This is a genomic window from Nocardia carnea (genome assembly GCF_029868855.1).
GTDB lineage: Bacteria > Actinomycetota > Actinomycetes > Mycobacteriales > Mycobacteriaceae > Nocardia > Nocardia carnea_A.
The window spans coordinates 1-22,745 of the sequence record NZ_JARWOV010000171.1 but is presented as its reverse complement, the minus strand read 5'-3'; the positions used below and the strand labels follow the sequence as shown (position 1 = coordinate 22,745).

20 protein-coding genes are annotated in these 22,745 nt (G+C 66.8%); 9 read left to right on the top strand and 11 right to left on the bottom strand.

The window, feature by feature from the left end; all coding sequences use genetic code 11:
- Nucleotides 1-95 precede the first annotated feature (95 nt).
- Genes QH195_RS15270 through QH195_RS15260 form a run of 3 tightly spaced genes read right to left on the bottom strand, consistent with a single transcriptional unit; the run spans nt 96 to nt 2,423 of the window.
- A complete protein-coding gene (locus QH195_RS15270; protein ID WP_280420095.1) occupies nt 96-1,448 on the bottom strand; it encodes a cytochrome P450 in 1,353 nt (450 codons plus the stop codon).
- Between the two features lie 25 nt (nt 1,449-1,473).
- Nucleotides 1,474-1,668 (bottom strand): ferredoxin, encoded by a 195-nt coding sequence (locus QH195_RS15265; protein WP_030521009.1) that lies wholly within the window; start codon nt 1,666-1,668, stop codon nt 1,474-1,476.
- A gap of 47 nt (nt 1,669-1,715) precedes the next feature.
- Entirely contained in the window at nt 1,716-2,423 is a 708-nt protein-coding gene (locus tag QH195_RS15260; protein WP_280420094.1) for an SDR family NAD(P)-dependent oxidoreductase, read from the bottom strand.
- 232 nt (nt 2,424-2,655) lie between these two features.
- Between QH195_RS15260 and QH195_RS15255 the strand changes: the two genes are divergently transcribed.
- Both QH195_RS15255 and QH195_RS15250 read left to right on the top strand, forming a co-directional pair.
- Nucleotides 2,656-4,125 carry an aldehyde dehydrogenase family protein gene (locus QH195_RS15255; protein ID WP_280420093.1) on the top strand — a complete coding sequence of 490 codons (1,470 nt, stop codon included), beginning with the start codon at nt 2,656-2,658 and terminating at the stop codon, nt 4,123-4,125.
- Nucleotides 4,122-5,330, top strand: coding sequence for a CaiB/BaiF CoA transferase family protein (locus tag QH195_RS15250; protein WP_280435851.1), 1,209 nt, complete (start codon nt 4,122-4,124; stop codon nt 5,328-5,330). Before QH195_RS15255 ends, QH195_RS15250 begins: the two co-directional genes overlap by 4 nt.
- A 61-nt stretch (nt 5,331-5,391) precedes the next feature.
- On the opposite strand, the gene QH195_RS15245 is transcribed toward QH195_RS15250, so the two are convergent.
- The 5 genes from QH195_RS15245 to QH195_RS15225 all read right to left on the bottom strand — a co-directional run bounded on the left by QH195_RS15245 (nt 5,392) and on the right by QH195_RS15225 (nt 10,978).
- Nucleotides 5,392-6,843 (bottom strand): MFS transporter, encoded by a 1,452-nt coding sequence (locus QH195_RS15245; protein ID WP_280435850.1) that lies wholly within the window; start codon nt 6,841-6,843, stop codon nt 5,392-5,394.
- A gap of 158 nt (nt 6,844-7,001) precedes the next feature.
- Complete coding sequence (locus QH195_RS15240; protein ID WP_280435849.1) at nt 7,002-7,964, bottom strand: ABC transporter substrate-binding protein; 963 nt, start codon at nt 7,962-7,964, stop codon at nt 7,002-7,004.
- Between the two features lie 19 nt (nt 7,965-7,983).
- Nucleotides 7,984-8,754, bottom strand: a complete 771-nt coding sequence (locus tag QH195_RS15235; protein ID WP_280435848.1) for an ABC transporter ATP-binding protein — start codon at nt 8,752-8,754, stop codon at nt 7,984-7,986.
- 1 nt (nt 8,755) lies between these two features.
- The gene (locus QH195_RS15230) at nt 8,756-9,619 is read right to left on the bottom strand and encodes an ABC transporter permease (RefSeq protein ID WP_280435847.1); all 864 of its coding nucleotides are present in this window, start codon (nt 9,617-9,619) and stop codon (nt 8,756-8,758) included.
- A 39-nt stretch (nt 9,620-9,658) separates the two neighbouring features.
- Nucleotides 9,659-10,978, bottom strand: coding sequence for an aryl-sulfate sulfotransferase (locus tag QH195_RS15225; protein ID WP_280435846.1), 1,320 nt, complete (start codon nt 10,976-10,978; stop codon nt 9,659-9,661).
- Nucleotides 10,979-11,136: 158 nt separating this feature from the next.
- On the opposite strand from QH195_RS15225, the gene QH195_RS15220 reads away from it, so the two are divergent.
- Nucleotides 11,137-12,204 (top strand): LacI family DNA-binding transcriptional regulator, encoded by a 1,068-nt coding sequence (locus QH195_RS15220; protein ID WP_280435845.1) that lies wholly within the window; start codon nt 11,137-11,139, stop codon nt 12,202-12,204.
- Between the two features lie 164 nt (nt 12,205-12,368).
- Here QH195_RS15220 and QH195_RS15215 read toward each other — a convergent pair whose 3' ends face one another.
- Nucleotides 12,369-13,496: an acyltransferase gene (locus QH195_RS15215; protein WP_348536892.1), complete on the bottom strand. Its 1,128-nt coding sequence runs from the start codon at nt 13,494-13,496 to the stop codon at nt 12,369-12,371.
- Between the two features lie 330 nt (nt 13,497-13,826).
- On the opposite strand from QH195_RS15215, the gene QH195_RS15210 reads away from it, so the two are divergent.
- Nucleotides 13,827-15,371: an acyltransferase family protein gene (locus QH195_RS15210; RefSeq protein ID WP_280435843.1), complete on the top strand. Its 1,545-nt coding sequence runs from the start codon at nt 13,827-13,829 to the stop codon at nt 15,369-15,371.
- A gap of 27 nt (nt 15,372-15,398) precedes the next feature.
- Here the strand turns inward: QH195_RS15210 and QH195_RS15205 are convergent, their stop codons facing one another.
- Nucleotides 15,399-15,656: a hypothetical protein gene (locus QH195_RS15205; RefSeq protein WP_280420083.1), complete on the bottom strand. Its 258-nt coding sequence runs from the start codon at nt 15,654-15,656 to the stop codon at nt 15,399-15,401.
- Between the two features lie 206 nt (nt 15,657-15,862).
- Between QH195_RS15205 and QH195_RS15200 the strand changes: the two genes are divergently transcribed.
- From QH195_RS15200 to QH195_RS15185, 4 genes are all read left to right on the top strand, one after another.
- Nucleotides 15,863-16,300 (top strand): TIGR03667 family PPOX class F420-dependent oxidoreductase, encoded by a 438-nt coding sequence (locus QH195_RS15200; protein ID WP_280435842.1) that lies wholly within the window; start codon nt 15,863-15,865, stop codon nt 16,298-16,300.
- 185 nt (nt 16,301-16,485) lie between these two features.
- Complete coding sequence (locus QH195_RS15195; protein WP_432278513.1) at nt 16,486-17,748, top strand: cytochrome P450; 1,263 nt, start codon at nt 16,486-16,488, stop codon at nt 17,746-17,748.
- A gap of 385 nt (nt 17,749-18,133) precedes the next feature.
- A complete protein-coding gene (locus QH195_RS15190; protein ID WP_280420081.1) occupies nt 18,134-19,261 on the top strand; it encodes a radical SAM protein in 1,128 nt (375 codons plus the stop codon).
- Nucleotides 19,262-19,280: 19 nt separating this feature from the next.
- Nucleotides 19,281-20,507: a cytochrome P450 gene (locus QH195_RS15185; RefSeq protein WP_280435841.1), complete on the top strand. Its 1,227-nt coding sequence runs from the start codon at nt 19,281-19,283 to the stop codon at nt 20,505-20,507.
- A 6-nt stretch (nt 20,508-20,513) separates the two neighbouring features.
- On the opposite strand, the gene QH195_RS15180 is transcribed toward QH195_RS15185, so the two are convergent.
- On the bottom strand, nt 20,514-21,230 hold the full coding sequence (locus QH195_RS15180) for a MerR family DNA-binding transcriptional regulator (protein WP_280435840.1): 717 nt from the start codon (nt 21,228-21,230) through the stop codon (nt 20,514-20,516).
- Between the two features lie 79 nt (nt 21,231-21,309).
- Between QH195_RS15180 and QH195_RS15175 the strand changes: the two genes are divergently transcribed.
- On the top strand, nt 21,310-22,512 hold the full coding sequence (locus QH195_RS15175; protein ID WP_280435839.1) for an erythromycin esterase family protein: 1,203 nt from the start codon (nt 21,310-21,312) through the stop codon (nt 22,510-22,512).
- The last annotated feature ends 233 nt before the right edge of the window (nt 22,513-22,745 follow it).

Genomic DNA, 22,745 nt, shown 5'->3' with positions numbered 1-22,745 from the left:
CGGCGGGTTCTCCCGTTTTGTGTGCCCGCCCCGGGGGGGGGGCCGCGGCCCCCCCCCCCCGGGGTCACGGAGAATCCGTTGTCGTGCCCTGGGTGCTAGATCTGCGCGGCGTCCTTCCGGACGGTGACGGGTTCGGCGAGTCGTTGTTCATCGCAGACCGTCTGCAACTTCTCCAGCGTTTCCGCCAGGCCCGGACCCAGCGGCTCACCCGGCGTGAACGTGGCCGGAAGGTGGCGCATGCCCTGAATGACCGCGATCGTCTCGTAGTGCACCGTTTCCTCCGGGATACAGCGGAAATCGGGTATCCGGTCCAGCACCGCCAGCAGCATCCGCTTGTACACCGCGCGGGCCACGTTGGACCCGATACAACGGTGGATGCCGAGGCCGAAACTGAAATGCCGGTTACCCTTCCGGTCCAGCACGACGGTATCGGGCTGTTCGAACACCGCCGGGTCGCGGTTGGCCATCGCCCAGGACAGCCACAGCCTTTCCCCTTCGGCGAACCGGGCGCCGGCCAGCTCGATATCGGTGTTGAGGGTTCGGCCGTCCCCGGGCGCGGGGGTGAAGTAGCGCAGGAATTCCTCGGTCGCCGAATCCAGCAGTTCGTCGCGCTCCCGGCTCAGCGTTTCACGTTCGGCGGGATGTTCGGACAACCATTCCAGTGAATGCGCGGTGAGCGCGGTGGTGGTGTCGAAACCGCCACCGATAAGGAGCCCGAGCATGCCCAGGATCTCGATATCGGAGAGCGGTTCGCCGCCGAGTGTCGCCTCGGTGGCCAGCGCGTGGACGAGGCCGGGCCGCGGGTGCTCCCGGATCTCGACCAGATTGGTGTACATATCCAGGCCCATTTCCTGGTGCAGCCGGTGTACCCGCTCGTACTCCGGGGAGTCCGGCGGGGTGTAGACCGTGGCGTGCGCGGGCTCGCTGTAGACCGCCCAGTTGCGCAGCGGGATGCCCAGCATCGCCAGGGTCAGCACCGCGGGCACGATATTGGCCAGGTCGTCGACGAAATCGATACGCCCGGTGGCTATCTTCTCGTCGATCGCAGCCCGCACGAGTTCGTCTACGAACGGAATCCACCGTTGTACGGCGGCGGGGGAGAGGTACGGATTGAGCACCGAACGTAATTCGCGATGCTCGGGATCGTCCATCTCCAGAATGCCGTTGCGGATGGCGGACTGATTCGTCGACGGGATGGTGATGCCCTGATATCCGCGCCGTACGCCCTCGATATCGCGGTCGTTGGAGACATAGGGACAGCGGGCGAGCTCGAAGACTTCCCGGTTGCCCGCCGCCACCCAGTAACCGTCGTGGTTGTCGGTCCAGGCGATCGGGCAGTGCCGGTGCATATGTTCGGTGATCGCCTGGAACGACTCCCGGTAGCCGGGTTCGTAGCGGTCGAAAGGGAAATGGGGACGGCGACGGTCGGTGGATTCGGTGGCGGACATCGGGTGCCCCCTCGTACTGCTCGGTCTACTCGGTGAGCGAGATGGCGCGCTCGGGGCAGGAGTGCACCGCTTCGCGCACCTGATCCTCTTGGTCGTGGGCCACATTCTCGTCCACCGGCGACGAGTGGCCGTCGATTTCGCTGAGTTCGAACGCTTTCGGCGCGATCATCGAGCAGAGGGTATGCCCCTGGCAGCGTTCCTGATCGACATGGACTTTCACGGTTGTCACTTCCCTTCGAGTGCGGTCGGCGGATGCTGAGGGGCTGCTCAGGTGTTGCGTCCGCCGTTGACGCCGATGATCTGGCCGGTGATGTAACCGGCCTCTTCGGAGATCAGGAAAGCGCAGGTGGCGGCGATATCCTCGGGTTTACCGACGCGCCGCACGGGGGTGCGCTGAATATGGTCCTCGACGGTTCCGCCGAGCAACCGGCGCTCTTCGGAGCGGCGCAGCATCGGGGTATCGATGAATCCCGGCGGCACCGCGTTGACGGTGATCCCGGCCGGGCCGAGCTCCAGCGCCAGCGATTTGGTGAGGCCGTTGACCGCGGCTTTCGACGAGACATAGTGCGACATGAACGGTTGCCCAGAATGCGCGCTGGAGGAGGAGATGTTCACGATCCGTCCCCAGCCGGCTTCGAGCATATCCGGCAGGACCGCTTGGATCGTATGGAAGACGCCGTGCAGGTTGACCTCGATAACGCGCTGCCATTCGTCGAAATCGATGTTCTGGAAGCGTTTGAATCCGTCCACGCCGGCGGCGTTCACCAGGACGGTGACCGGTCCCAGTTTCTCGCGGATGGTGCCGAGTGCTTCGGCCAGGCTGTCGGGGTCGGTGACGTCGGCCCGGTAGGCGGAATCGTCGTCGGCGGAGGCGTTGCGGTCCAGGGCCGCCACACCGAACCCGTCGCTGCGGAGCCGCTGCGCGATGGCCAGTCCGATGCCCGAGGCGCCGCCGGTGACAACTGCGGTTTTCACGCTTGCCTCTCCTCTCTCGCGCCCACCGGCGCAAGAACATGCATTCCGAATACGAGAACCGTACTCTCGTAAATATCGGCTGCGCAAGATCCGTTCGATCCGTGGAATCAGGCCGCCGGTTCGTTGTGGGCCGGATAGTTCCAGCTCATCCAATCGGCCGCGCGACCCCGTAGCCAAATGTACTATTCTCCTGAAACGAGAATGCTATTTCCACAAACTTCGAGGAGGCGGGATGTCAACGCAGGAAGAAGCGGTGACTGCCACCCAACGGCTGCTCATCGACGGGCAGCTGATCGAGACCGGGCGCACCCTGGCCTCGCTCAATCCCGCGAACGGTGAAGTGGTCGGCCACGCGCCCGAAGCCGGTGTGGCCGAGGTCGACGCCGCTGTCGCCGCCGCCCGCCGCGCGTTCGACACCACCGACTGGTCGACGAATCACGAATTCCGCGCGCGCTGCCTGGAACAGCTCTATCAGGCGCTGCAGGACAATGTGGAGGAGTTGCGCGCGCTGATGATCGCCGAGGTCGGCGCGAGCTACATCCTCACCAAGGGCAATCAGCTCGAAACGCCGTTCGAGATCGTCAAATACTACGCGGGACTGCTGAAGGACTACACCTGGACCGAAGACCTCGGCCCGGTCGAGATCCGCGGTGCCCAGCATCAGCGCTGGGTCGAAAAGGAAGGTGCCGGTGTCGTCGCGGCCATCGCCGCCTACAACTATCCCTACCAGCTGGCGTTCGCGAAACTCGCGCCGGCGCTGGCCGCGGGCTGCACCGTCGTGCTGAAGGGCGCGCCCGATACCCCGCTCATCACCCTGGCCCTGGGTGAACTCATCGCCCGGCACACCGATATCCCGGCCGGCGTGGTGAATATCCTCGCCGGTTCCGAAGTGGCCGTCGGCGAACGGATGACCACGCATCCCGATGTGGATGTCGTATCGTTCACCGGCTCCACCCCGGTCGGTCGCAAGATCATGGCCGCCGCCAGCGCCACCCTCAAGAAGGTGTTCCTCGAGCTCGGCGGTAAATCCGCGGCCATCCTGCTCGACGACGCCGACTACAACCTGGGCGCCATGTTCGCCGCGTTCAGTATCTGCTCGCACGCCGGTCAGGGCTGTGCCATCACCACCCGGCTGCTGGTACCGCGCGCCGACCACGACAAGGTCGCCGAACTGGTCGCCGCGAACCTCGCGAACATCACCTACGGCGATCCCGCCGACCCGAAGAACTATATGGGCCCGCTGATCAGTGAACGTCAGCGCGACAAGGTGCACGGCCTGGTGGAACGCGCGGTCGCGGCCGGTGCCACCCTGGTGGCCGGCGGCGAGAAGGTCGACCCGGGCTACTTCTACAAGCCGACCCTGCTGGCGAACGTGGACCCCGACAGCGAGATCGCGCAGGAAGAAGTGTTCGGCCCGGTGCTGGCGCTGATTCCGTACGACGATATCGACCATGCCGTGGCGATCGCCAACAACTCGATCTACGGCCTGTCCGGCGGCGTATTCGGTGCCGATGCCGAACGTGCCCGCTCGGTGGCGCGGCGGATCCGTACCGGAACCTTCAGTATCAACGGCGGCAACTACTTCCACCCCGACGCGCCGTTCGGCGGCTACAAACAGTCCGGTGTCGGACGCGAAATGGGCGTCGTCGGTATGGAGGAGTTCATGGAGCGCAAGACCATTGCCGAGGTGGTGACCGCGTGAGCAAGCCGCTGGAGGGGATTACGGTCCTCGAAGTCGCCATGTACGGCTTCGTACCGTCGGCGGGCGCGGTGCTCGCCGACTGGGGTGCGAACGTGATCAAGGTCGAGCACGCGGTCACCGGCGACCCGCAGCGCGGGCTGCGGCAGATCGGCAAGTTCAAGGTCGAGGGTGACCCGAATCCGAATATCGAGCATGCCAACCGTGGCAAACGCAGTATCGGCATCGATATGTCGGTGGAGGGCGGTCGCGAGGTCATCTACGAACTGGCGAAGCGCGCGGACGTGTTCCTCACCAGTTTCCTGCCCTCGGCGCGTACCAAATTCGGGATCGACGTCGACGATATCCGGGCCGTGAACCCGAAGATCGTGTACGCCCGCGGGAGCGCTCTCGGTCCGCGCGGTGTGGAGTCCGACCGCGGCGGCTACGACATGACTGCCTTCTGGTGCCGGGGCGGCGTGGCCGCCACCATCACCCCGGAAGGTACCGACGGGATGATCTCGCCGCCGGGCCCCGCTTTCGGCGACACCATCTCCGGCACCAACCTGGCGGGCGGTATCGCGGCGGCGCTGCTGAAACGGGAACGCACCGGCGAACCGTCGATCGTGGACGTCTCGCTGCTGGGCAGCGGTCTGTGGTCGCTCGGCCACACCGTGGCGCTGTCGGCCTATCAAGGTGAGCCGATGATCGCCCCGCCGCCGGGAACACACGGCGCGATGTCGAATCCGCTGTCGGGTCTGTACAAAACTGCCGACGACCGCTATCTGTCGTTCGTCATGCTGCAGCCCGGCAAGTTCTGGGCCGACGTCTGCCACCATATCGACCGCCCCGATATGGCCGAAGATCCCCGGTTCGCCGACGCGGCCTCGATCGCGGCGAACACCGATGCCGGTGTTGAGATCCTGCGCGAAGCGATCGCGCAGCGGACCCTCGCCGAGTGGACGAAGAAATTCGCGACCCTCAAAGGTCCGTGGGCGCCGGTCCAGGATTCGCGTCAGGTAACCGACGACCATCAGATCCGCTCCAACGAATACATCCTTCCCGCCGGCGAGCTGGAACTGGTCTCGAGTCCGGTGCAGTTCGATGTCACCGCACCGGAATTGCGGCCCGGTCCGGAATTCGCCGCCCAGACCGAAGAGGTCCTGCTGGAACTCGGCTGGGACTGGGACCGGATCATCGAGTTGAAAACCAGTGGCGCCGTGGCCTGAGCTCCTGCGGCCGACCACGTGGTGCCGGACCTGAAACCGGCACCACGTGGGTTCGCCCGGCTCAGTCCGGGGTTTTTTCCGGGGCGAGCGCGGGTCCGCTGATCGCGCACTGCGGCAGGCAATCGACGGAGTCCAGCGAGGGTGCGCGCCGGGGTGCGCGCAGCAGCACCGCCGCGAGTAGTGCCCCGGTGAGCAGCAACCCGGCACAGATCCCCATGGCGACCGCGAAACCCGCATCGAAGGCCGCGGGATCGTCCAGCGAACCGGAGATACCGGCCAGCCCGGGCAACGCCGCCACCGCGAGCAGTTGCGCCGTCCGGGCGACGGCATTGTTCACACCGGAGGCGATACCCGCCTCGGTCGTCGCCACGGCGCCGAGCACGGCCCCGGTCAGCGGCGCGACCAGCACAGCGAGCCCGAGGCCGAATACGAGCACCCCGGGCAGCACATCCACCACGTAGGCCGCGTCGGGGCCGATCCGCAGCAGCAACATCAGCCCGGCTGCCGCGATGAGCGGCCCGAACGTCAGCGGCAGGCGCGGGCCGTGCCGCTGGGCCCACCGTCCGGCCGGCGCCGAGAGCAGCAGCATCAACAGGGTCACCGGAACGGTCGCGGCGCCCGACAGCAGCGGTGAGTATCCCGCCACCAGTTGCAGCTGGAGTACCAGCAGGAAGAACACCCCACCGAGCGCGGCGTAGACCGCGAGTGTCACCAGGTTGGCCGCGGTGAAGACCCGCGAGGCGAACAAGGAAGGCGGAACCAGCGGGTGGTCGCTGCGTACCTCGATGACGGCGAAAGCCGCCAGCAGCAGAAGGCCCGCAACCACCAGCAGCGGATCTGAATCGATCAGCCCGAAGGTCAGCGCGCCGAGCGCGACCGCGATCACCAGCGCGCCGGGTAGATCGAGTCGGGTCGCGGCGTTAGGGTCGCGGCTCTCCGGTACGTGCCGCAGCGAGACCAGGACCACCACCAGCACCAGCGGCACATTGATGAGAAAGATCGACCGCCACCCCGCCGCATCGATCAGCCAGCCACCGAGAAAGGGGCCGAGTGCCCCCGCCACCCCGCCGAATCCGGACCACAGCCCGATTGCCGCGCCTCGGTCGCGATCGTCGATGGACGCGGAGATCAGGGCGAGACTGCCCGGCGTGAGCATCGCACCGGCCACACCCTGCAGCACCCGGGCGGCCACCAGCATTTCGATGGTCACCGCCGCGCCGCACAGCACCGACGCCAGAGCGAAACCCACAGCGCCGGCCACGAACACCTTGCGCCGGCCGAAGCGGTCGCCGAACGAACCGCCGAGCAGGATGAACGAGGCCAGTGTCAGCGTGTAGCCGTTCAGCGTCCACTGGAGCCCGGCGACATCGGTGTCCAGCGCCTCGCCGATGCGGGGCAGGGCGATATTGACGACCGTCGCATCGAGGGAGGCCACCGACGAACCGAGAACCGTGGCGAGCACGATCCAGCGGCCGGACGCCGACCGGAGCCGGGGCAGCTCAGCGGTACTCATCCAACCGAAGATAAGGGGTCCCGCGGGTTCGGCCGGGCCGACACTCGGCGCCGCGGTCGGCGGATCACCGGCGAACCCGCACCGGCGGGCGGGAAGGCGTCACGGCCGCACGCCGGCCGTCTCGGCGGACCGCGTACCCGGCCGGACCACGAGGTCCGCTAGCCGGCCGCCGCCAGGAAGTGGTTGTCGAGCAAGGCGGCATAGTCGGGCAGCGCAGTCGAATCCTGGAGAGATCCCTGTGTTTTGGCCCATTCGGCGAGTTCGGTCAGTTTCGCGGCGAGATCCGGTGGCAGCTGCATGGTGAAATCGAATTGCGGCAGGACCGTGCGCAGGAGTTGCGGGTCGAGTTGCGTAGCCGCGGCGACGGCCGCCACCGCCGGATCGGACAGCTTCGTCAGGTCGTTTCCGGCGTCGCCGAGCGCGGCGAAGAATGCCGTGAGCGCGGGGCCTTTCGTATCGATCGCGGACTGAGTGGCCAGGTACAGGCTGTGCTGGCTGTAGCCGCCGCCGGCGAGTTCGACCGCGTCCGCGCCCAGGGCCTGGATCACCTGCGCCTGGTAGGGCTGGAAGATCGATACCGCGTCGACATTGCGCTGGGTGGCCGCGGTGACCGTCGCCGACGGCGCGACCTGCACGAGGTTCGCCTGTATCGCGTGCTCCGACAGCGCGTCGACGGCGAAATACGCCGCACTCGTCCCGATGGGTGTGCCTATCGACTTTCCGGCGAGATCGTCGATACTGTCGATTCCCGCGCTGCGGCGGGCAACGATCCGTGAGCCTTCCCAGCGGGAGCCGTCGCCCACGACGCGCAGTGACGGGGAACGGGTGAGTACGGCGGAGGTGGGCACATCGGCGGCCGTCGCGATATCGACCTGCCCCGCGGCGACTGCCTGGAGTGCCTCGATTCCGGAGGGGAAATTCACCACCTCGACCTCGACACCGTGCTTGTCGAAATAACCGCCCTGGTCGGCGACCGGGATCTGCGCCCAGGACGGGTCGACGACGAAACCGACAGTCAGGGTGCCGGAATCGCTGCCGGTGTCACCGCAGGCGACGACGGACAGGGTGAGTGCGGCAGCCGCGAGCGAGGCGGACAGCAGCCGCCGGAGACGTTTCTTCACGATGATGCGACTTTCTGCTTCAGAGGTGGTGCGCGGGCACTGGATGGTCGATACCGAGTTCGTGGTGCAGGGATTTCCGGATCTCGCTGTAACCGGGCCGGTCCGCGAGTGCGTCGGCGGGCCGCGGGCGGCCGAGTGGGTTGGTGATCCGGTCGGCGATGCGGCCGTCGCGCAGGACACTGACCGTATCGGCGAGCCGGATCGCCTCGTCGATATCGTGGGTGACGAAGACGACCGTGCGGTGCAGCCGGGTCCACAGATCGATGAGCAGGTCCTGCATCTTCAGACGGGTCAGCGCATCGAGTGCGGCGAACGGCTCGTCCATCAGCATCACGGTGGGCTCGCCCGCGAGCACACGCGCGATACTCACCCGCTGCCGCATTCCGCCGGAGAGTTCGGCGGGGCGCCGCCGCCCCACCTCCGCGGCGAGTTCGACGACCTCGAGCAGCTCTGGTACGCGGGTGCGCCGTAGCCGTGCCGGCACACCACGGGCCCGAAGAGCGAATTCGATATTGTCCGCCACGCTCATCCACGGGAACAGCACATCGCGCTGAAAGGCCATCCCGCGGCGGGGGTCCGGTGCGACAACCGGTTCACCGTTATCGGTGATTGTGCCCGCGGTGGGGGTGATGAGCCCGGCCAGGCAGTGCAACAGCGTCGACTTGCCGCTGCCCGAGGCGCCGACGAGGACGGAGAAGGAGCCGTCCGGAATCGTGAGATCGATCCGGTCCAGCGTCGGCCGCGGTTGTCCGGGGAACCGGACGACGAGGTCGTTGATTTCGAGTGGCATGTCATTGCTCCTTGCGCGCCCAGCGGGTGACCGGTGCCGTGCTCGACGCGATCACGATGTCGCACAGGGCGCCGATGATTCCCAGCACGATCAGGCAGCAGATGAGCCTGTCGGCCTGGGAGAACAGCTGTGCCTGATAGATCCGGTACCCGAGACCTGCTGTGGTACCGGTCATCTCGGCGACGACGATGAGCACGAAGGCCATGGCCGCGCCCACCCGGAGGCCGGAGACGATATCGGGGGCCGCTTCCGGCACGACGATCCGGGTGAGGGTCTGCCACCGGCCGGCACCGAGGCAGCGGGCGGCGCGCAGATAATCCGCCGGTGTACTCGCCAGTCCCGCATGGCTGTTGATCCACACCGGGACGAACACACCGAGGGCGATGACGAGCGTCTTGCTGCTCTCGCCCAGCCCGAACCACAGGATGGCCAGAGGTACCAGGCCGATGGTCGGGATCGGCGACAACAGGCGCAGGACCGGCTGCAGCAGCTTCCGTCCCGCCGCGGTATTCGCGGTGACCACGGCGGCGGCGATCCCGGCGACCGCACCGCAGCCGAATCCCGCGACGGCACGCCGCAGGCTCGCGACGATATCGTCGGCGAGCAGGCCTTCGGCCGCCATGTCGTATCCGGCCCATACGATCTCCGGCACGCTGGGAAACAGCTCACGCGGAAACTGGCCACTCGCCACGACCAGGCTCCAGACGATCGCGGCCAGCGCGAGCCCGGCCACGGTCCAGCCGAGTGCCCGCAAGCGCGCGATCCACCGCCGGACCGTGCGTACGGTGCTCTTCGGGCCGGGGTCCGGCGGAGCGCCGGACGAGGGTGCGATCCCGGCGGTCGTGGCTCGTACGCTGGTGGTCACGTCGGCGAACCTTCCTGGGAATATTTGCGGGACAATTGTTTACGGATTCGGCGATATGCCGACAGGGCGCGCCGCAGCGCGCGGCGTATCCGCCGGAACCCAATCGAAGGGCACCGACTGGGCCCGGTAGACCAGCGGTGTCAGCGTGAGCCGGTCCACTCCCGGCACCCGGGGTTCGCGGACCTCGGGCTCACCCGCGACGCCGTAGCCCTCGTAGGGGCTGTGGTACTCCCATACCACGTCTCCGGCCGCGGTCACCTGGAAGAGCCGTCCCTGCATGCCCTCGGTGATCAGCGTGTTGCCGTTGGGTAGCCGCTGCGCGTTGCTGACGAAGGAACTGAAGAACGTCCAGGACGGCCGGCCGGAATCCTCGGCGGTGTACTGCCAGACGATCTGCTCGGTGGCGGGGTCGATCTCCAGGATCCGTGACCCGGCGTAGATCCCGAGTGCCGCCGGCGGGTATCCCGCACCGCCCTGGTTGTCGAAGACGAGGATATTGCCCGCGCCGGGCAGGCCCTCGGCGATCATATGCGGATTGTGCTGGCCGGAGATCTGATCCAGCGGCCGCGGCACCTTGTGCACATTGATCCGCTGATGCTGAGCGCCCGCGAGCGCCTCGAAGTAGGGGCCGAGTTTCCAGACGACGGCACCCGATGTCTTGTCGATCAGTGCGACGATATTGGCCTTGCGGAAACTGACGAGAACATTGTCGGGATGGAAAACAGTGCCCGGGTCCCGGTCGTACCAGCGGTTGGGGCCGAGGGATTTCGCGCTGTTCATCTCCAGATATCCCCACGGGTCCTCCGGATCGCGTGCCGCCGTCTCCCGCAGCGCGGCCCAGCCGGCCGCGGAGAACCCCAGCTCTTCGAGGTGATCGCCGCCCAGCCACTGCCAGACGATCGCACCGTGCTCGTCCACTTCGAGCAGGCCCTGATCGCCTACGGTCGCGTCGGTGAGGCCCGGTACGACCCGCGGTACGGTGACCAGCAGTAGCCGGTGTCCGTTCGGCAGCAGCTCCCAGTCGTGGTTCTGCCGTGCCGCTCCGCCGGGAGCCTGATGCCCCCATTCCCAGACGCGTTCACCGGACCAGCTGAGCTGGCCCACCGTCCCGTTGGCGTAGATCCCGCCGCGCGCGTCACCACTGTCCGACAGCTGGACCCCGACATCCCCGAGCCGCCCGCCGTTGAGCGCGGGATCGATGAGGCGCGGCGGCACACCCGCGAACGGCCATTCGTGCACCACGGTCCCGTTGAGATCGATGAGCCGGGTGACCGCGTCGGCACCGGTGAAGAGAACGTAACTGTCGTAGGCGTTCTCGGGGTCGCACCAGGTGACGCCAGTCGGTCGTGTGTATGCCATGCGTCTAGTTCACCCTTCGCTCGTTACACCCGTGGGTCCTGCTCGTAACGGGTCTAATCGATTAGCGTAGGGAGGCCGCGGCAGCGTGCACAGTGTAAGAATCGGGCCGAATCAAACCCTCCGGCACCGGAGTCCCCGACGACCAGACTGGATCGATCGTGAGTGTCAAACGCCCCACCCTCGCCGACGTCGCCCGCCGCGCCGGCACCTCGACGGCCGTTGTCAGCTATGTCATGAACAACGGGCCGCGCCCGGTCTCGGACCGGCTCCGCGCCAAGGTCGTCGCCGCGGCCGACGCACTGAACTACCGGCCCGACCGCAACGCACAGGCCCTGCGCCGGCCACGCCGCTGGCGGCAGATCGGCCTGCTCGTTCCCGATATGACGATGCCGTTGTTCGGAGCATTCGCCGGCAGCGTCGAAATCGAGGCGCGGGCACGGGATCACCTCACAATGATCGGAAACACCGGATTCGATCCCGAGCGGGAACGGGAATTCGCCGCCGCGTTCATCGACGTCGGAATCGACGGTCTGCTGGTCGTCGGCGCGGCGGACGCCCCGGGGACGGCGCTGATCTGTGAGCGGGCGCGTATCCCCGTGGTCTGGGTGCACAACAGCCGGGGTGCGATCGACTCGCCGATCGTCGGCGCCGACCACCGCGCCGCCGGCCGGCTCGCGGCCCGCCACCTCACCACCGCGCATGCGTGCGAGAACCTCGTCTTCGTGGGCGGATTCACCCATGACGATGTCCGCCACGGCGACCGGGAAACCGTCGCACAGCGATACGCGGGATTCACCGAGGTCGCCGGTGCGCAACACCGGGTGGTCCGCACCGACCTGACGGCGGAAGGCGCCTACACCGCAGTGCGCGCATTCCTGCGGGACAGCGTGCGGCCGCCCGGTGGAATGGTCATCGGTACGGGTGGCCAGTCCGCGGCCGCGATACGCGCTGTCACCGACGCCGGATTACGGATACCCGGTGATATCCGGGTCGTCGGATTCGACGCCGATACCGCGGGAGGATTCGGGCAGATCACCCTCACCTCGGTACGGCAGCCGATCGGCGCCATCACCCGCACCGCATTGGACCGGCTGCTGGGCGAAGCGGCCGAACCGACGGAAACGGCGGAATCCGCACGGCCGGCGGTCGGGCTGGACACGGCCGAATCCTGCGGTTGCCGAACCTACTCCGAGGACACCGCCTGGCCGGCGGTACGGCGACAGTGACGGGACAGTGCTGCTGCTTCGCCGGTTCCGACCCCAGGGGCCGGGCGCCGGCCCCGTACCGCGAGCACGAACCCGGGGACCGGGGCGCCCGCGCCCTGTCGCGGTCGACGCGGCGACGGCGACAACAGCCGTGACTTCCGAACCGCAGTAGACGACCAGGGCGGCTACCCCGCCCCGAGGTGGGCGCGGTCCCGGCTTGCGTGGGGCACGGTCTTCCGCCGCCACAGTGGCTGCCGTGGCCGGGCGACGAGAACACTGCTCAACGGTGTTCGCAGTGCGATCTCCACCACGGCGAGGCTGGCGGCCAGGACGATGACGGTGAGGACGGTGGAGCGCAGGTGCGGGACCGGGGCGAGCAGCCAGTCCACCGGCAGCACCCGATACACGATATCGATCATCATCGGATGCACCGCGAAGACGCCGAACGCGCGCAGCGCGCCGTAACCGACGACCCGCCCGACCACTCCCGTACCGGCGCCTCGATGGTCGTTCCAGAGCATGCCCACCAGGTACAGCAGGACCAGTGCGCCGACGAACAGCGGCAGGAACTGGGGATTCCACGGTGACGAGTTGCGGGCCGGGTGGATACCGGCGTCCACATCGCGTAGGTGGCCGATGATGCCGTACGCACAGCCGAGGGCGGCGGCCGTGACGACGACGGGCAGATGTGCGCGGATCCAGGCATCGACCCGTTCGAAATGCACCGCGAGCAGCGCGCCCATCACCGCGAACAACGCGTACATCGGGAGGGTTTTCCAGAGGTGGTGGTAGGTCCCCCAGCCGAGGACCGCGGGGCCGCCGGGCCAATCGAAGAGGACGAACATGGCCAGCTGGATCGTGACGGCGACGGCCAGGAGTTCCAGATGGTGGCCGGCCGTCCGCGCGATCAACCACTGCAGCGCGGGGAACAGCAGATAGATCTGCATCGAGATCAGCAGGAAATACAGGTGGTACCAGCCGTCCCCGGTCAGGATGCTCGACACCGAATCCCGGGCCAGCTCGCCGGCCCCGGGCGTCGGAGCGGCGTCGTCCCACCACACCAGGAACACGGTGTAGAGCACCGACCAGGCCAGATACGGCAGCACGATCTGACCGAAGCGGCGTCGCCAGAATGCGACCGGGGACACTGTGCGATCGGAATAGCCCAGAAACAGCACGAAAACGGTGATGGCCACGAAACCGTACCGGGTGGTGTGGCCGACCGTGGCCATCACTCCGGTCCCCCCGGCCACATCGGGGGTGGTGCCATGCGTATGCGAGGCGACGACCAGCGTGAACAGGGCGACTCGCACGAAATCGGCGGTGTGATTGTACGGGCGGGATCTGGGTGGAACGGCCTGCGGAGTAGCTGCGTCCGTCCTCGCCAGCGTGTCGACCACGAAAAAAACCCTTACCCATGTGTACGAGACGCGACCTGTTTACCGCACGGGTGCACCCACCGACAAACCCGACCGATCCGGGACGGTCGCCGTCTGGTCCCATCGTGGCCGGTGCGCTGATTGCTCCGGGATCTGCCACCCGGGTGGGGCCCCTGTCCGGGGTGAGGCGGTCTTTCGCAGCGCGTCGAGGGTGTTCACGGGGATCGCCGGGCACTGTGCCGGCACCTCGGATATCAGGGGCGGGTGCGGGTGATACTGGGGGTCGTCATCGCCGTCGCCGCGGTCGCATCGTTCGTGTACGCGGCATACGGTACGGCCACGTATCAGGGCTGGAACTACTACGACAGCTTCGCCCGGGCATGGGAGTTGCTGGCCGGAGCCGGGCTGGTGCTCGCTGCGTGGACTCGGTCACCGGCGCGACCGTTACGGCATGTGCTGGCGTGGTCGGGGCTCGCCGGAGTCGTCGGATGCGGATGGCTGATCGTCGACGGCGCGAACCGCTTCCCGGGTCCGGCCGCCCTGCTGCCTGTCGGCGCCTGTCTGGCGCTCATCCTGTCCGGCGCCGGTCTCGCCCCGGAGGACCGGCCGTGGCCGAACCGAGTCCTGGCCGCCCCGCCGGCGCGCAGGCTCGGCGATATCGCCTACCCCCTGTACCTGTGGCACTGGCCGATCCTGATCTTCTACCTCGCCTACCGCGACCAGCCGCGGACGGGGCTCGCCGGCGGCGTCGCGATCGCCGGGTTGTCGCTGGTGCTCGCCTGGTGCACACATCGCTGGGTCGAACAGCCGCTCCGGCTGCGCACCGGGTCCGGACCCGCTGCGGATGCCGGGTCACCGCGGTACCGGCGGGTGGCCGGAACGGCGGTGTCGGCGGTCGCGATCGCGATGGTCGCGGTAACAATCGCCTGGCAGGTCCTCGTCGTGGGGCAGGCGACCGTGCCCGGCGCTCTCGACCCCGTCCGTTACCCCGGTGCGGAAGCGCTCGCGTCCGATGCGCCTGTTCCGGATGCCCGGGTACGGCCGAGTCCCCTGGAGGTCTCGGCCGATCTGCCACCCTCGACGCTGGACGGCTGTATCGCCGATTGGGACACTCGCGATGTCGTGACGTGCACGTACGGCGACCCGGGCGCGGAGCGAACGCTGGCCATGGCGGGGAGTTCGCATGTGGAGCACTGGTTGCCCGCCTTGCAGATCCTCGCCGAACAACACAGCTTCCGTATCCGGACCTACCTGAAGATGGGCTGCGCACTGACCCTCGCGGAAGACGCCACCTACAAGGGCGAAGCCATTCCCGACTGCCGCGACTGGTCCCGCGACGTCATCGATCGACTGGGAACCGACCGGCCGGACTGGGTGTTCACCATCGGCACCCATCCGCGTCTGGAAAGTGGTGACGAAACCCCACCCGGTTATCCAGACATCTGGGCGGCAATGGCCGATCAGGGCCTGAATGTGATCACGATCCGCGATACTCCTTGGCTGCGCCGCGACGGCGGTGTCCCGTATCGGGCGGGCGACTGCCTGGCCTTCGGCGGCACCGCGGCAGGTTGCGGGATGCATCGTATCAATGCCCTGGACGAGATGAATCCGGGCCTCGAACCGGCGTCGTATTTTCCGAATGTCTTCCCCATCGATCTCAGCGACGCCGTCTGTACGGACGACCTGTGCCCGGTCGTCGTGGGAAATATCCTCGTCTATCACGACGAACACCACCTGAGCGCCAGCTTCTCCCGTTCCCTGGCAGGCCCGCTCGGCCGCGCGTTGCGTCCGCTGCTGGGCTGGTGGTGAACGGCGTCGGCGGGCGCTCCTCGTGGTTCAGCTGTTCTCGCAGCCGATTCCGTTGCCGTCGCGGTCCAGGTCGTACTCGTCCGGACCGGTCACCCGGACCCGGCCGGTGTACGCCGGGCCGTTGCCGCTGCCGCCCGCACAGTCGACGTCGCTGGTGATGGGGACGCAGGGATCGTAGGAGGAGTGGCATTGCGAGGGTTGCGCGACCGCGGGCCGGGCAGCGACGACGGTGCCTGCCGCAGCGAAGGCGAGCGTGGTCGCGCCCAGCAGGGCGAGTGTTCTCATGATGTCTTCTCTCAGGGGGGTTGACGAACGGCAGAAGTCTCGCACGGCGGCGTGCCACAAGAGCTCATTTCGGCGGAAAAGTGTCCTATAAAATAAGCTGTTATCGAATGCTTACGGTTTTGCCGCGGTGGTCGCTCTTGCGGGGAATCGGCCCGCGGGTGAGGGTGTTGTTCCGGCGAAGTCCCCGACGATCTGGAGGTCGGCCCATGGAAACACCGCAGGTCAACGAATTGTTCGACCCCGCAACGGAGTTCGGTGCACGGGTTGCTGCGCGCCTCGAGCGCGAGGAGATCGTCTGGCTGAGTACCGTCGGTCCCACCGGCACCCCGCAGCCGAACCCGATCTGGTTCCACTGGCAGGGAGGCTCCTTCCTGATCTTCAGTCAGCCCGACCGGCCGAAGCTCCGCAATATCGCCCGCAACCCCCGGGTGGCGCTGCATTTCAACAGCGCCGAATCCGGCGGCGATATCGTGGTGTTCGGTGGTTCCGCCCGGCTCGAGCTGGCCACCGACCCGGATGAGGTCGCGGCCTACCTCGAGAAATACCGGGACGGGCTGGCGGGCCTGTCGATGACGGCCGAGCAGTTCCGCGCCGAGTATTCGGTGCCGATCCGGGTGGTTCCCGACCGTATCCGAGGATTTTGAACCGCCGGACCCGCCGTCCGGATCCGTACTCGGCTCGCTGGGTCTTCGTGCCCTTCGAGTGGTAGATCGCACTACCCGCCCGCTTGCGGTCAGTGGCCTACACCAATACTGTTCCGACGCAGGAGATGTCGCAACTGAGACAACTTCTGATCTGTTGTTGTTGCTTTCATTGGAGTTCGAAGGCCTTGGCCAAGTCCCTACCGTCGCCCGAAACCGGCACCGTCGGCTGCCCGTACTCCGCACCCGGCCGGACCGGTACTCCGCCTCGAACGGCCCTGTACACCGAGGAGTACGCCGCCGATCCGCATCGAACCTTCGAGCAGATGCGCCACCAGCACAAGACCCTGGCGCCGGTGGAGCTGGCGCCCGGAATTCCGGCCACCCTGGTGATCGGGTACCACACGGCCATCCGGATCTTCAACGACCCCGAGCATTTTCCGGCCGACGCTCGCTCGTGGGAGAAGAACGTCCCCGCCGACCACCCGCTCATGCCCATGATGGCGTGGCGACCCAATGTGATGCGCAGTACCGGACGGGAGCATGCCCGGTACCGGCAGGCGATCACGGCCGCTCTCGACGGGGTCGACCTGTTTTCCATGCATCAGAATGTCGAAGCGGTTGCCACCCCTTTGATCAACGATTTCTGCATGGACGGTAAAGCCGAACTCATCGGCCAGTACGCCTTTCCGCTGACCTTCCAGGTGCTCAACGCGATGCTGGGTTGTCCGCCGGATCTCGGGCAGTACATCGCCGCCGGGATGGCCGCCATGTTCGAAGGCGGCGCCGCCGCCACCGAAGCGGATGCCAGGATCAACGAAGCGCTCCTGGAGTTGGTGGCACTCAAGCGCGCCGAACCCGGGCGGGACGTCACTTCCCGCCTGCTGGCCCACCCGGCACGGCTCGAGGATTCGGAGATGGTGCACCAGTTGGCTGTGCTGTACGGGGCGGGGATCGAGCCGCTGACCAACCTGACGGTCAACACCCTGCTTCTCATGATCACCGATCCGCGGTTCACCGGCACATCGGCACCCGGCGCGGCGCCGACCACCCGGGACGCGCTCAACGAACTGCTGTACACCGACCCGCCGATGGCGAACTACTGCCTGAGCTACCCGAGGCAGCCGATCATGCTCGACGGTGTCTGGCTACCCGCCGATCAGCCGGTTCTCATCGGTATGTCGGCCTGTAACAATGATCCGGCGATCCACGCGGGTCAGTACACCGACAACAACGCGCATCTGGCCTGGGGTTCGGGTCCGCATACGTGCCCGGCCAGGTCGATCGCCTATTTGGTTGCCCAGAATGCGATCGATCAGTTGCTAGACGCGCTTCCCGAAGTGCAGCTCGCCTGCCGCGCCGAGGAACTGCATTGGCGGCCAGGGCCTTTCCACCGCGCACTCTCGTCGATGCCGGTGATGTTCCCACCGTCTCCACCGCTCGGTCCATGACGTTGCTGCGGTGTGGCCGGAGGCGGCTGCACCGCGGGTTGTTCGCCGGCGTGTTGCCATGCGACCTCTCTACATAGGCATGTAGAAGTTACGCAACGCGTATGGTTGCGCCGGAATTGCTCCTGTAATCCTTGGACCTATCGTAAAAAGTGTCGAGGATGAGGCAGGGGGGTCGCGCTGTCAGCAGCGCTATTCTAGAATTCTTTGTGGCGCTAACGATTTCAGTTCCGTAGACCGCTCCGTATCCGCATTCTCACCAACCCACCGCCGAATCCCGCTGATTCGGCAGCGCATCGGCAGCAACTGTCGGTTTCTTGACATGTTCGGCCAGCCGGTGACATCTAGCAGCGCGCAGAACTTGCCGCATCGCACCGAGGAGGATGTCGTGGCTCAGCCCGTTTTCCTGGACGTCAGGCCAAGCAAGGAACGCATATTAACCCGAGCATTCGAGCTCGCGCAACAGGATCCGGCTCTGGCCGAACGATTGATGCGCGTGAACGAAGTAGCCCGAGGTATCCGGACCGTGGAGGTCTGGGTTACCGACGCCTGTAACCTGCGGTGCAAGGGCTGCTGGTTCTTCGAACACGATATGGACAAGCAGAGCATCGAGATTCGTGATCTGGGCACGATCCGCGCGTTCGCCGAAGATCTGCGCGACAACAAGAGGATCACCAGCACACTGCTCATCGGCGGTGAACCGGCTCTCGTCCTGGACCGAGTACGCGTATTCGCGGAGACGATCCGCAATGTCACGGTAGTGACGAACGGGACGCGGCCGATTCCCTACGACGGGCTGGAAGATCTCGCCATCGCGGTATCCCTGTGGGGCGGTGGACCGGTCGACGACGAGCTGCGTGGCCACGGAGTCAACGGCCGGCGGATCACGGGGTTGTTCGACAAGGCGCTGCGCACCTATACCGACGACCCGCGGGCCACCTGGGTCTACACGCTCAGCGAAGCCGGAATGCCGTACCTCGAACGAACCGTCGAGGCCATCGCCGAGAACGGTAACCAGATCAACTTCGGCTATTACAGCGACAACGGCACCGACCCCACCGCCCGGCTGCGCAACGAAGAACGGGCGATCGAGGAAATGACCCGGATGCGCGAAACCTACCCCGATACCGTTGTGGGCCATCCCTATTACTTCCGCACGCTGGTCACCGGCAATACCCACTGGGGTACTTTCGGGGCCGAGACCTGCCCCAGTATCAGCAACGATCATCCGGCGCACGCCCAGCGGCTGACCGAGGGGCACCCGATCGTCGGCCGGTTCAACGCATACCGGACCGATCACAGCGTCCAGTACTGCGCCACCACCGGAGACTGCGACAACTGCCGGGACAGCCAGGCGGTGTGGAGCTGGTTGCTCGTCAACATGCATCGGTTCCTGGGCGATCTCGACCAGCTGGACACCTGGGTGACCTTGGCGGAGAACTTCTACCGCCAGTACTACTGGTCCAGCTACCATCCTGCCCGGCAGGTACCCGCCGAACCGGCAGTCGGCGCATAGGGCCGGGTCGAGACCGGCCATGGCAGCAATGTCTCTGGAAAAGGCACGGCTCTTCTCCGATGTCCTTCGTGGTGACCCGGGCGCGCGGATCCTGTGGGCTCGCCCCGGGTCCGACCGGCACCGGGAATACGAGAAGGTCCGTGCCCGGGGGCCGCTGGCCACCAGTCGCCGCGGCCTGCTGTTCACCGCCTCGCACAGCCTGTGTCACGAGGTTCTCACCAGCGGCGACTTCGGCCCGGCGCCGATCGGCGCGTCGGCCCGCCGGCGCAATGCGACCGGCGACGTCACGCTCGTCCATCCGGTCGACGACTCGTTCCTGAAGCTGGAACCACCCCGGCACACCGAATTGCGGTCCCTGGCCGCACCGACGTTCCACCGGCGCGAACTCACCGACCTCACGCCCCGGATCGAAAAGAGTGTCGAGCACTGCCTGAACGAACTTCCGCGCGGTGGGGTCACCGACCTGATCGCGAACTATGCCGAAGCCGTTCCGATGGCGATGATCTCGCATATTCTCGGCCTGCCGCCCACGGATGCCCCGCGTTTCGCTGCCTGGGGCAACGTACTGGCTTCGTTGCTGGACGGGGCGAGAACAGCACAGGAGCGGGAGCGGTCCCGCGCGCTCGTCACCGAGATGACGGCGTATTTCAAGGATCGTCTGGAGCAGGCGACGCCGGAGAGTGCCGGGCTCATCGCCGGTCTGGCGCATCAGTGCCCGGCACAGTTGAGCCTGCGCGAAGCCATCGCTACCTGCAGCATGCTGCTGGTCGGCGGTTTCGGCACCACCACACATCTGCTCGGAAATGCCTTGCACATGCTGCTGCGGCAGCCCGGCCTCCATCCGGCCGACGGTGATTACACACAGGTGATCGAAGAATCCCTGCGATACGACACCCCGGTCCAGTACGTCGTCCGGGTCGCCAAGGCCGATACCCGGCTCGCCGATCGACCCATCACCGCCGGAACACCGATCGTGCTGCTCCTCGCGGCCGCGAACCGGGATCCGGAAATCTTCACCGACCCACACGTATTCGACCCCCGTCGCCGAGAACCGCACCGCCATCTCACCTTCGGTGCCGGAATCCACTTCTGTATCGGTGCCGCGCTCGCCCGTGCGGAAGCTGCTGTCGCTGTCCAGCGTTTCTTCGAAAGGTATCCGGACGCGCGCGCCGCCGGAAAGGCTGCACCCCTGCAGTCGCGCGCCCTGCACGGGTTGCGCCGGCTGCCCGTCGTTCTCGAGGTTTGAATCGGATCATGGGCATTCGGTGTAGCGCAGATAGTGTCCGAGCAGTCCGGCTGCCTGCAGCATGGCGACCCCACGTGCGGTGAGTTTGTGTTGCCAGCCCGCGAGCGCGGCGGCGAGTGCGCCGGTGCCGCCGGCCGTACGAATCTGTTCCACCACGGTGGCGATATGGGCGAGCCCGTAGCCGCCGCGCCGGAGTAGGTGGGCCAGTTCGGCATCGCGGATATCGGATGCGTGGAAGACCCGGTATCCGGTGGACGGGTCACGGACGGGGGTGAGGATGCCGGCGGTTTCCCATTTGCGCAGGGTCGCGGGGGTGACTCGGAGGTGGTGGGCGAGTTCCCCGACAGTGCGCGTGGTGGGGCCGGGAGCACTCTCGGTGGTGGCGCCGGTTCCGGTGGTCAGATGACCGATCGCCTTCCGCACGGCATCGAGGGTTTCGCGGTCACGGAGTAGCTGGTGGTGGCCGCGGTCGATGAGATCCAGGGCGGTGTCGAGTTCGCCGTCGTGTAGTCCGGTCATGATCCGGCCGGCGAGGGCGTGACCGTATGCGGTGACGAGAGCCAGATAGGCGCGCAGAGCCGCGGCGTGCACCTCGGTATAGATGCGGTAGCCGCTGGGGGTGCGTTCGGCGGCGGGGATGAACCCGTCGCGTTCGTAGTTCCGGACGGCCTGGGTCGAGAGTCCGTGCTCACGGGCCAGGTCGGCCGGGCGCAGTGTGCTCACGATTTGAGACTGTATTCCACAGGGTTCAGGTAACTGCTGGAGAAGTCTCAACCGATCTTTCAAAGATACGATCGAAGAAATGACCTTCGATACGGAAATATCCGACATCTACTCAGCCGACCTGCTGGGATTCGGTGAACCGACCCACCTGGAGCCGGCCTTCGCCTGGACCCGCAACGAGCTGTTCGCCGAATCGGCCGGCCGCGGCTTCCGGTCGATAGCACTCGAAACCGATCGAGTAGCCGCGCTGGTCGTCGACGATTACGTCCGGGACGGAGTGGGCACACTCGAGGGCGCCATGCGCGCGGGGTTCTCGCACGGTTTCGGCGAGGTCGCGGCCAACGAGCAGCTGGTCGCCTGGATGCGGGAATACAACGAGAACCGGCCTGCCGAAGAACGTCTGGCTTTCTACGGCTTCGACGCGCCGATGGAGACCATGAGCGCACCGAGCCCCCGCACATATCTCGAACACGCCCGTGACTACCTGGGGCTCGACCATGATGTGGCGGGCCCGGCGGGAGCGGACGAGCGCTGGTACCGCACGGAGGCGGTCCTGGACTCGGCCGAATCACCCGGTGCGACGAACGAAGCCGGCGTTCTCCGGGTGCTGGCCGACGATATGCTCACCGAGCTCTACGTACGCGCGCCGGAGTTGGTCGCGAAAACCTCGCGTGCCGAATGGGTTCGGGCCGAGACCTATCTGACGGCCGGAATCGGGATGCTGCGGTACCACCGGCAGGCGGCGCAACCCACCGGACAGGAAGCCCGGTGGACCCGGATGTGCGCCACCCGGGACGCGCTCATGGCCCAGAATCTCCTCGACATCCGGCGTATCGAGGCGGGCCGCGGCGCGACCCTGGTGTTCGCCCACAACCTGCACCTGCAGCGCAATACGAGCCGGATGCGTATGGGCGATATGGACCTCGAATGGCACAGTGCCGGGGCCGTCGTCGGATCGCTGCTGGGCTCCCGGTACTCCGTCGTCATCGGCAGTCTGGGCCGCGACGAAACCATCGGCATGCCCGAACCCGCAGCCGGCACCTACGAGGGTTTTCTGCAGGGCCGCGTCACCACCCGGGAGCTGATAGCGCCCACCGAGATCCCAGCCGCCACCACGCGCCTCGACCACACACCGGCCCACGGCTATTTCCCGCTCGAGCGCGAGACGGTGGATGCGGCCGATGCGATTCTGCATATCCACAACGGGGCTGCCTATCGAGATGGATCGGCGGCCTTGTTCCCGGCATCGGTCCGGGACGCGGAAGAGTCGCTCGGCCGCTGATCGCTGCTCAGGTCACCTTGGAACCTGGTTTCCCACGCCTTCGCCGCGGCGGCGCCCCCCCGCGGGCGCGCGGGCGGGGGGGGTGTGATGGGGGACCCCCCCGGAGAACCGTGAGGTTCAGGAGGAATTCGGCCGTTCACGGCCGGGTGGAAGTCAAGCAAACGGTTCAGAGTTCTTCTTCAGCATTCGGCGGGGCGACGTGTCACTCGCTGGGGTGCGCGGCTGCCAACGCT

What these genes read in the sequence shown, in the direction of transcription:
- QH195_RS15225 (WP_280435846.1), bottom strand. Translation starts at nt 10,978, where the DNA reads ATGGCATACACACGACCGACTGGCGTCACCTGGTGCGACCCCGAGAAC.
- QH195_RS15255 (WP_280420093.1), top strand. Translation starts at nt 2,656, where the DNA reads ATGTCAACGCAGGAAGAAGCGGTGACTGCCACCCAACGGCTGCTCATC.
- QH195_RS15185 (WP_280435841.1), top strand. Translation starts at nt 19,281, where the DNA reads ATGGCAGCAATGTCTCTGGAAAAGGCACGGCTCTTCTCCGATGTCCTT.
- QH195_RS15175 (WP_280435839.1), top strand. Translation starts at nt 21,310, where the DNA reads ATGACCTTCGATACGGAAATATCCGACATCTACTCAGCCGACCTGCTG.
- QH195_RS15235 (WP_280435848.1), bottom strand. Translation starts at nt 8,754, where the DNA reads ATGCCACTCGAAATCAACGACCTCGTCGTCCGGTTCCCCGGACAACCG.
- QH195_RS15200 (WP_280435842.1), top strand. Translation starts at nt 15,863, where the DNA reads ATGGAAACACCGCAGGTCAACGAATTGTTCGACCCCGCAACGGAGTTC.
- QH195_RS15205 (WP_280420083.1), bottom strand. Translation starts at nt 15,656, where the DNA reads ATGAGAACACTCGCCCTGCTGGGCGCGACCACGCTCGCCTTCGCTGCG.
- QH195_RS15245 (WP_280435850.1), bottom strand. Translation starts at nt 6,843, where the DNA reads ATGAGTACCGCTGAGCTGCCCCGGCTCCGGTCGGCGTCCGGCCGCTGG.
- QH195_RS15270 (WP_280420095.1), bottom strand. Translation starts at nt 1,448, where the DNA reads ATGTCCGCCACCGAATCCACCGACCGTCGCCGTCCCCATTTCCCTTTC.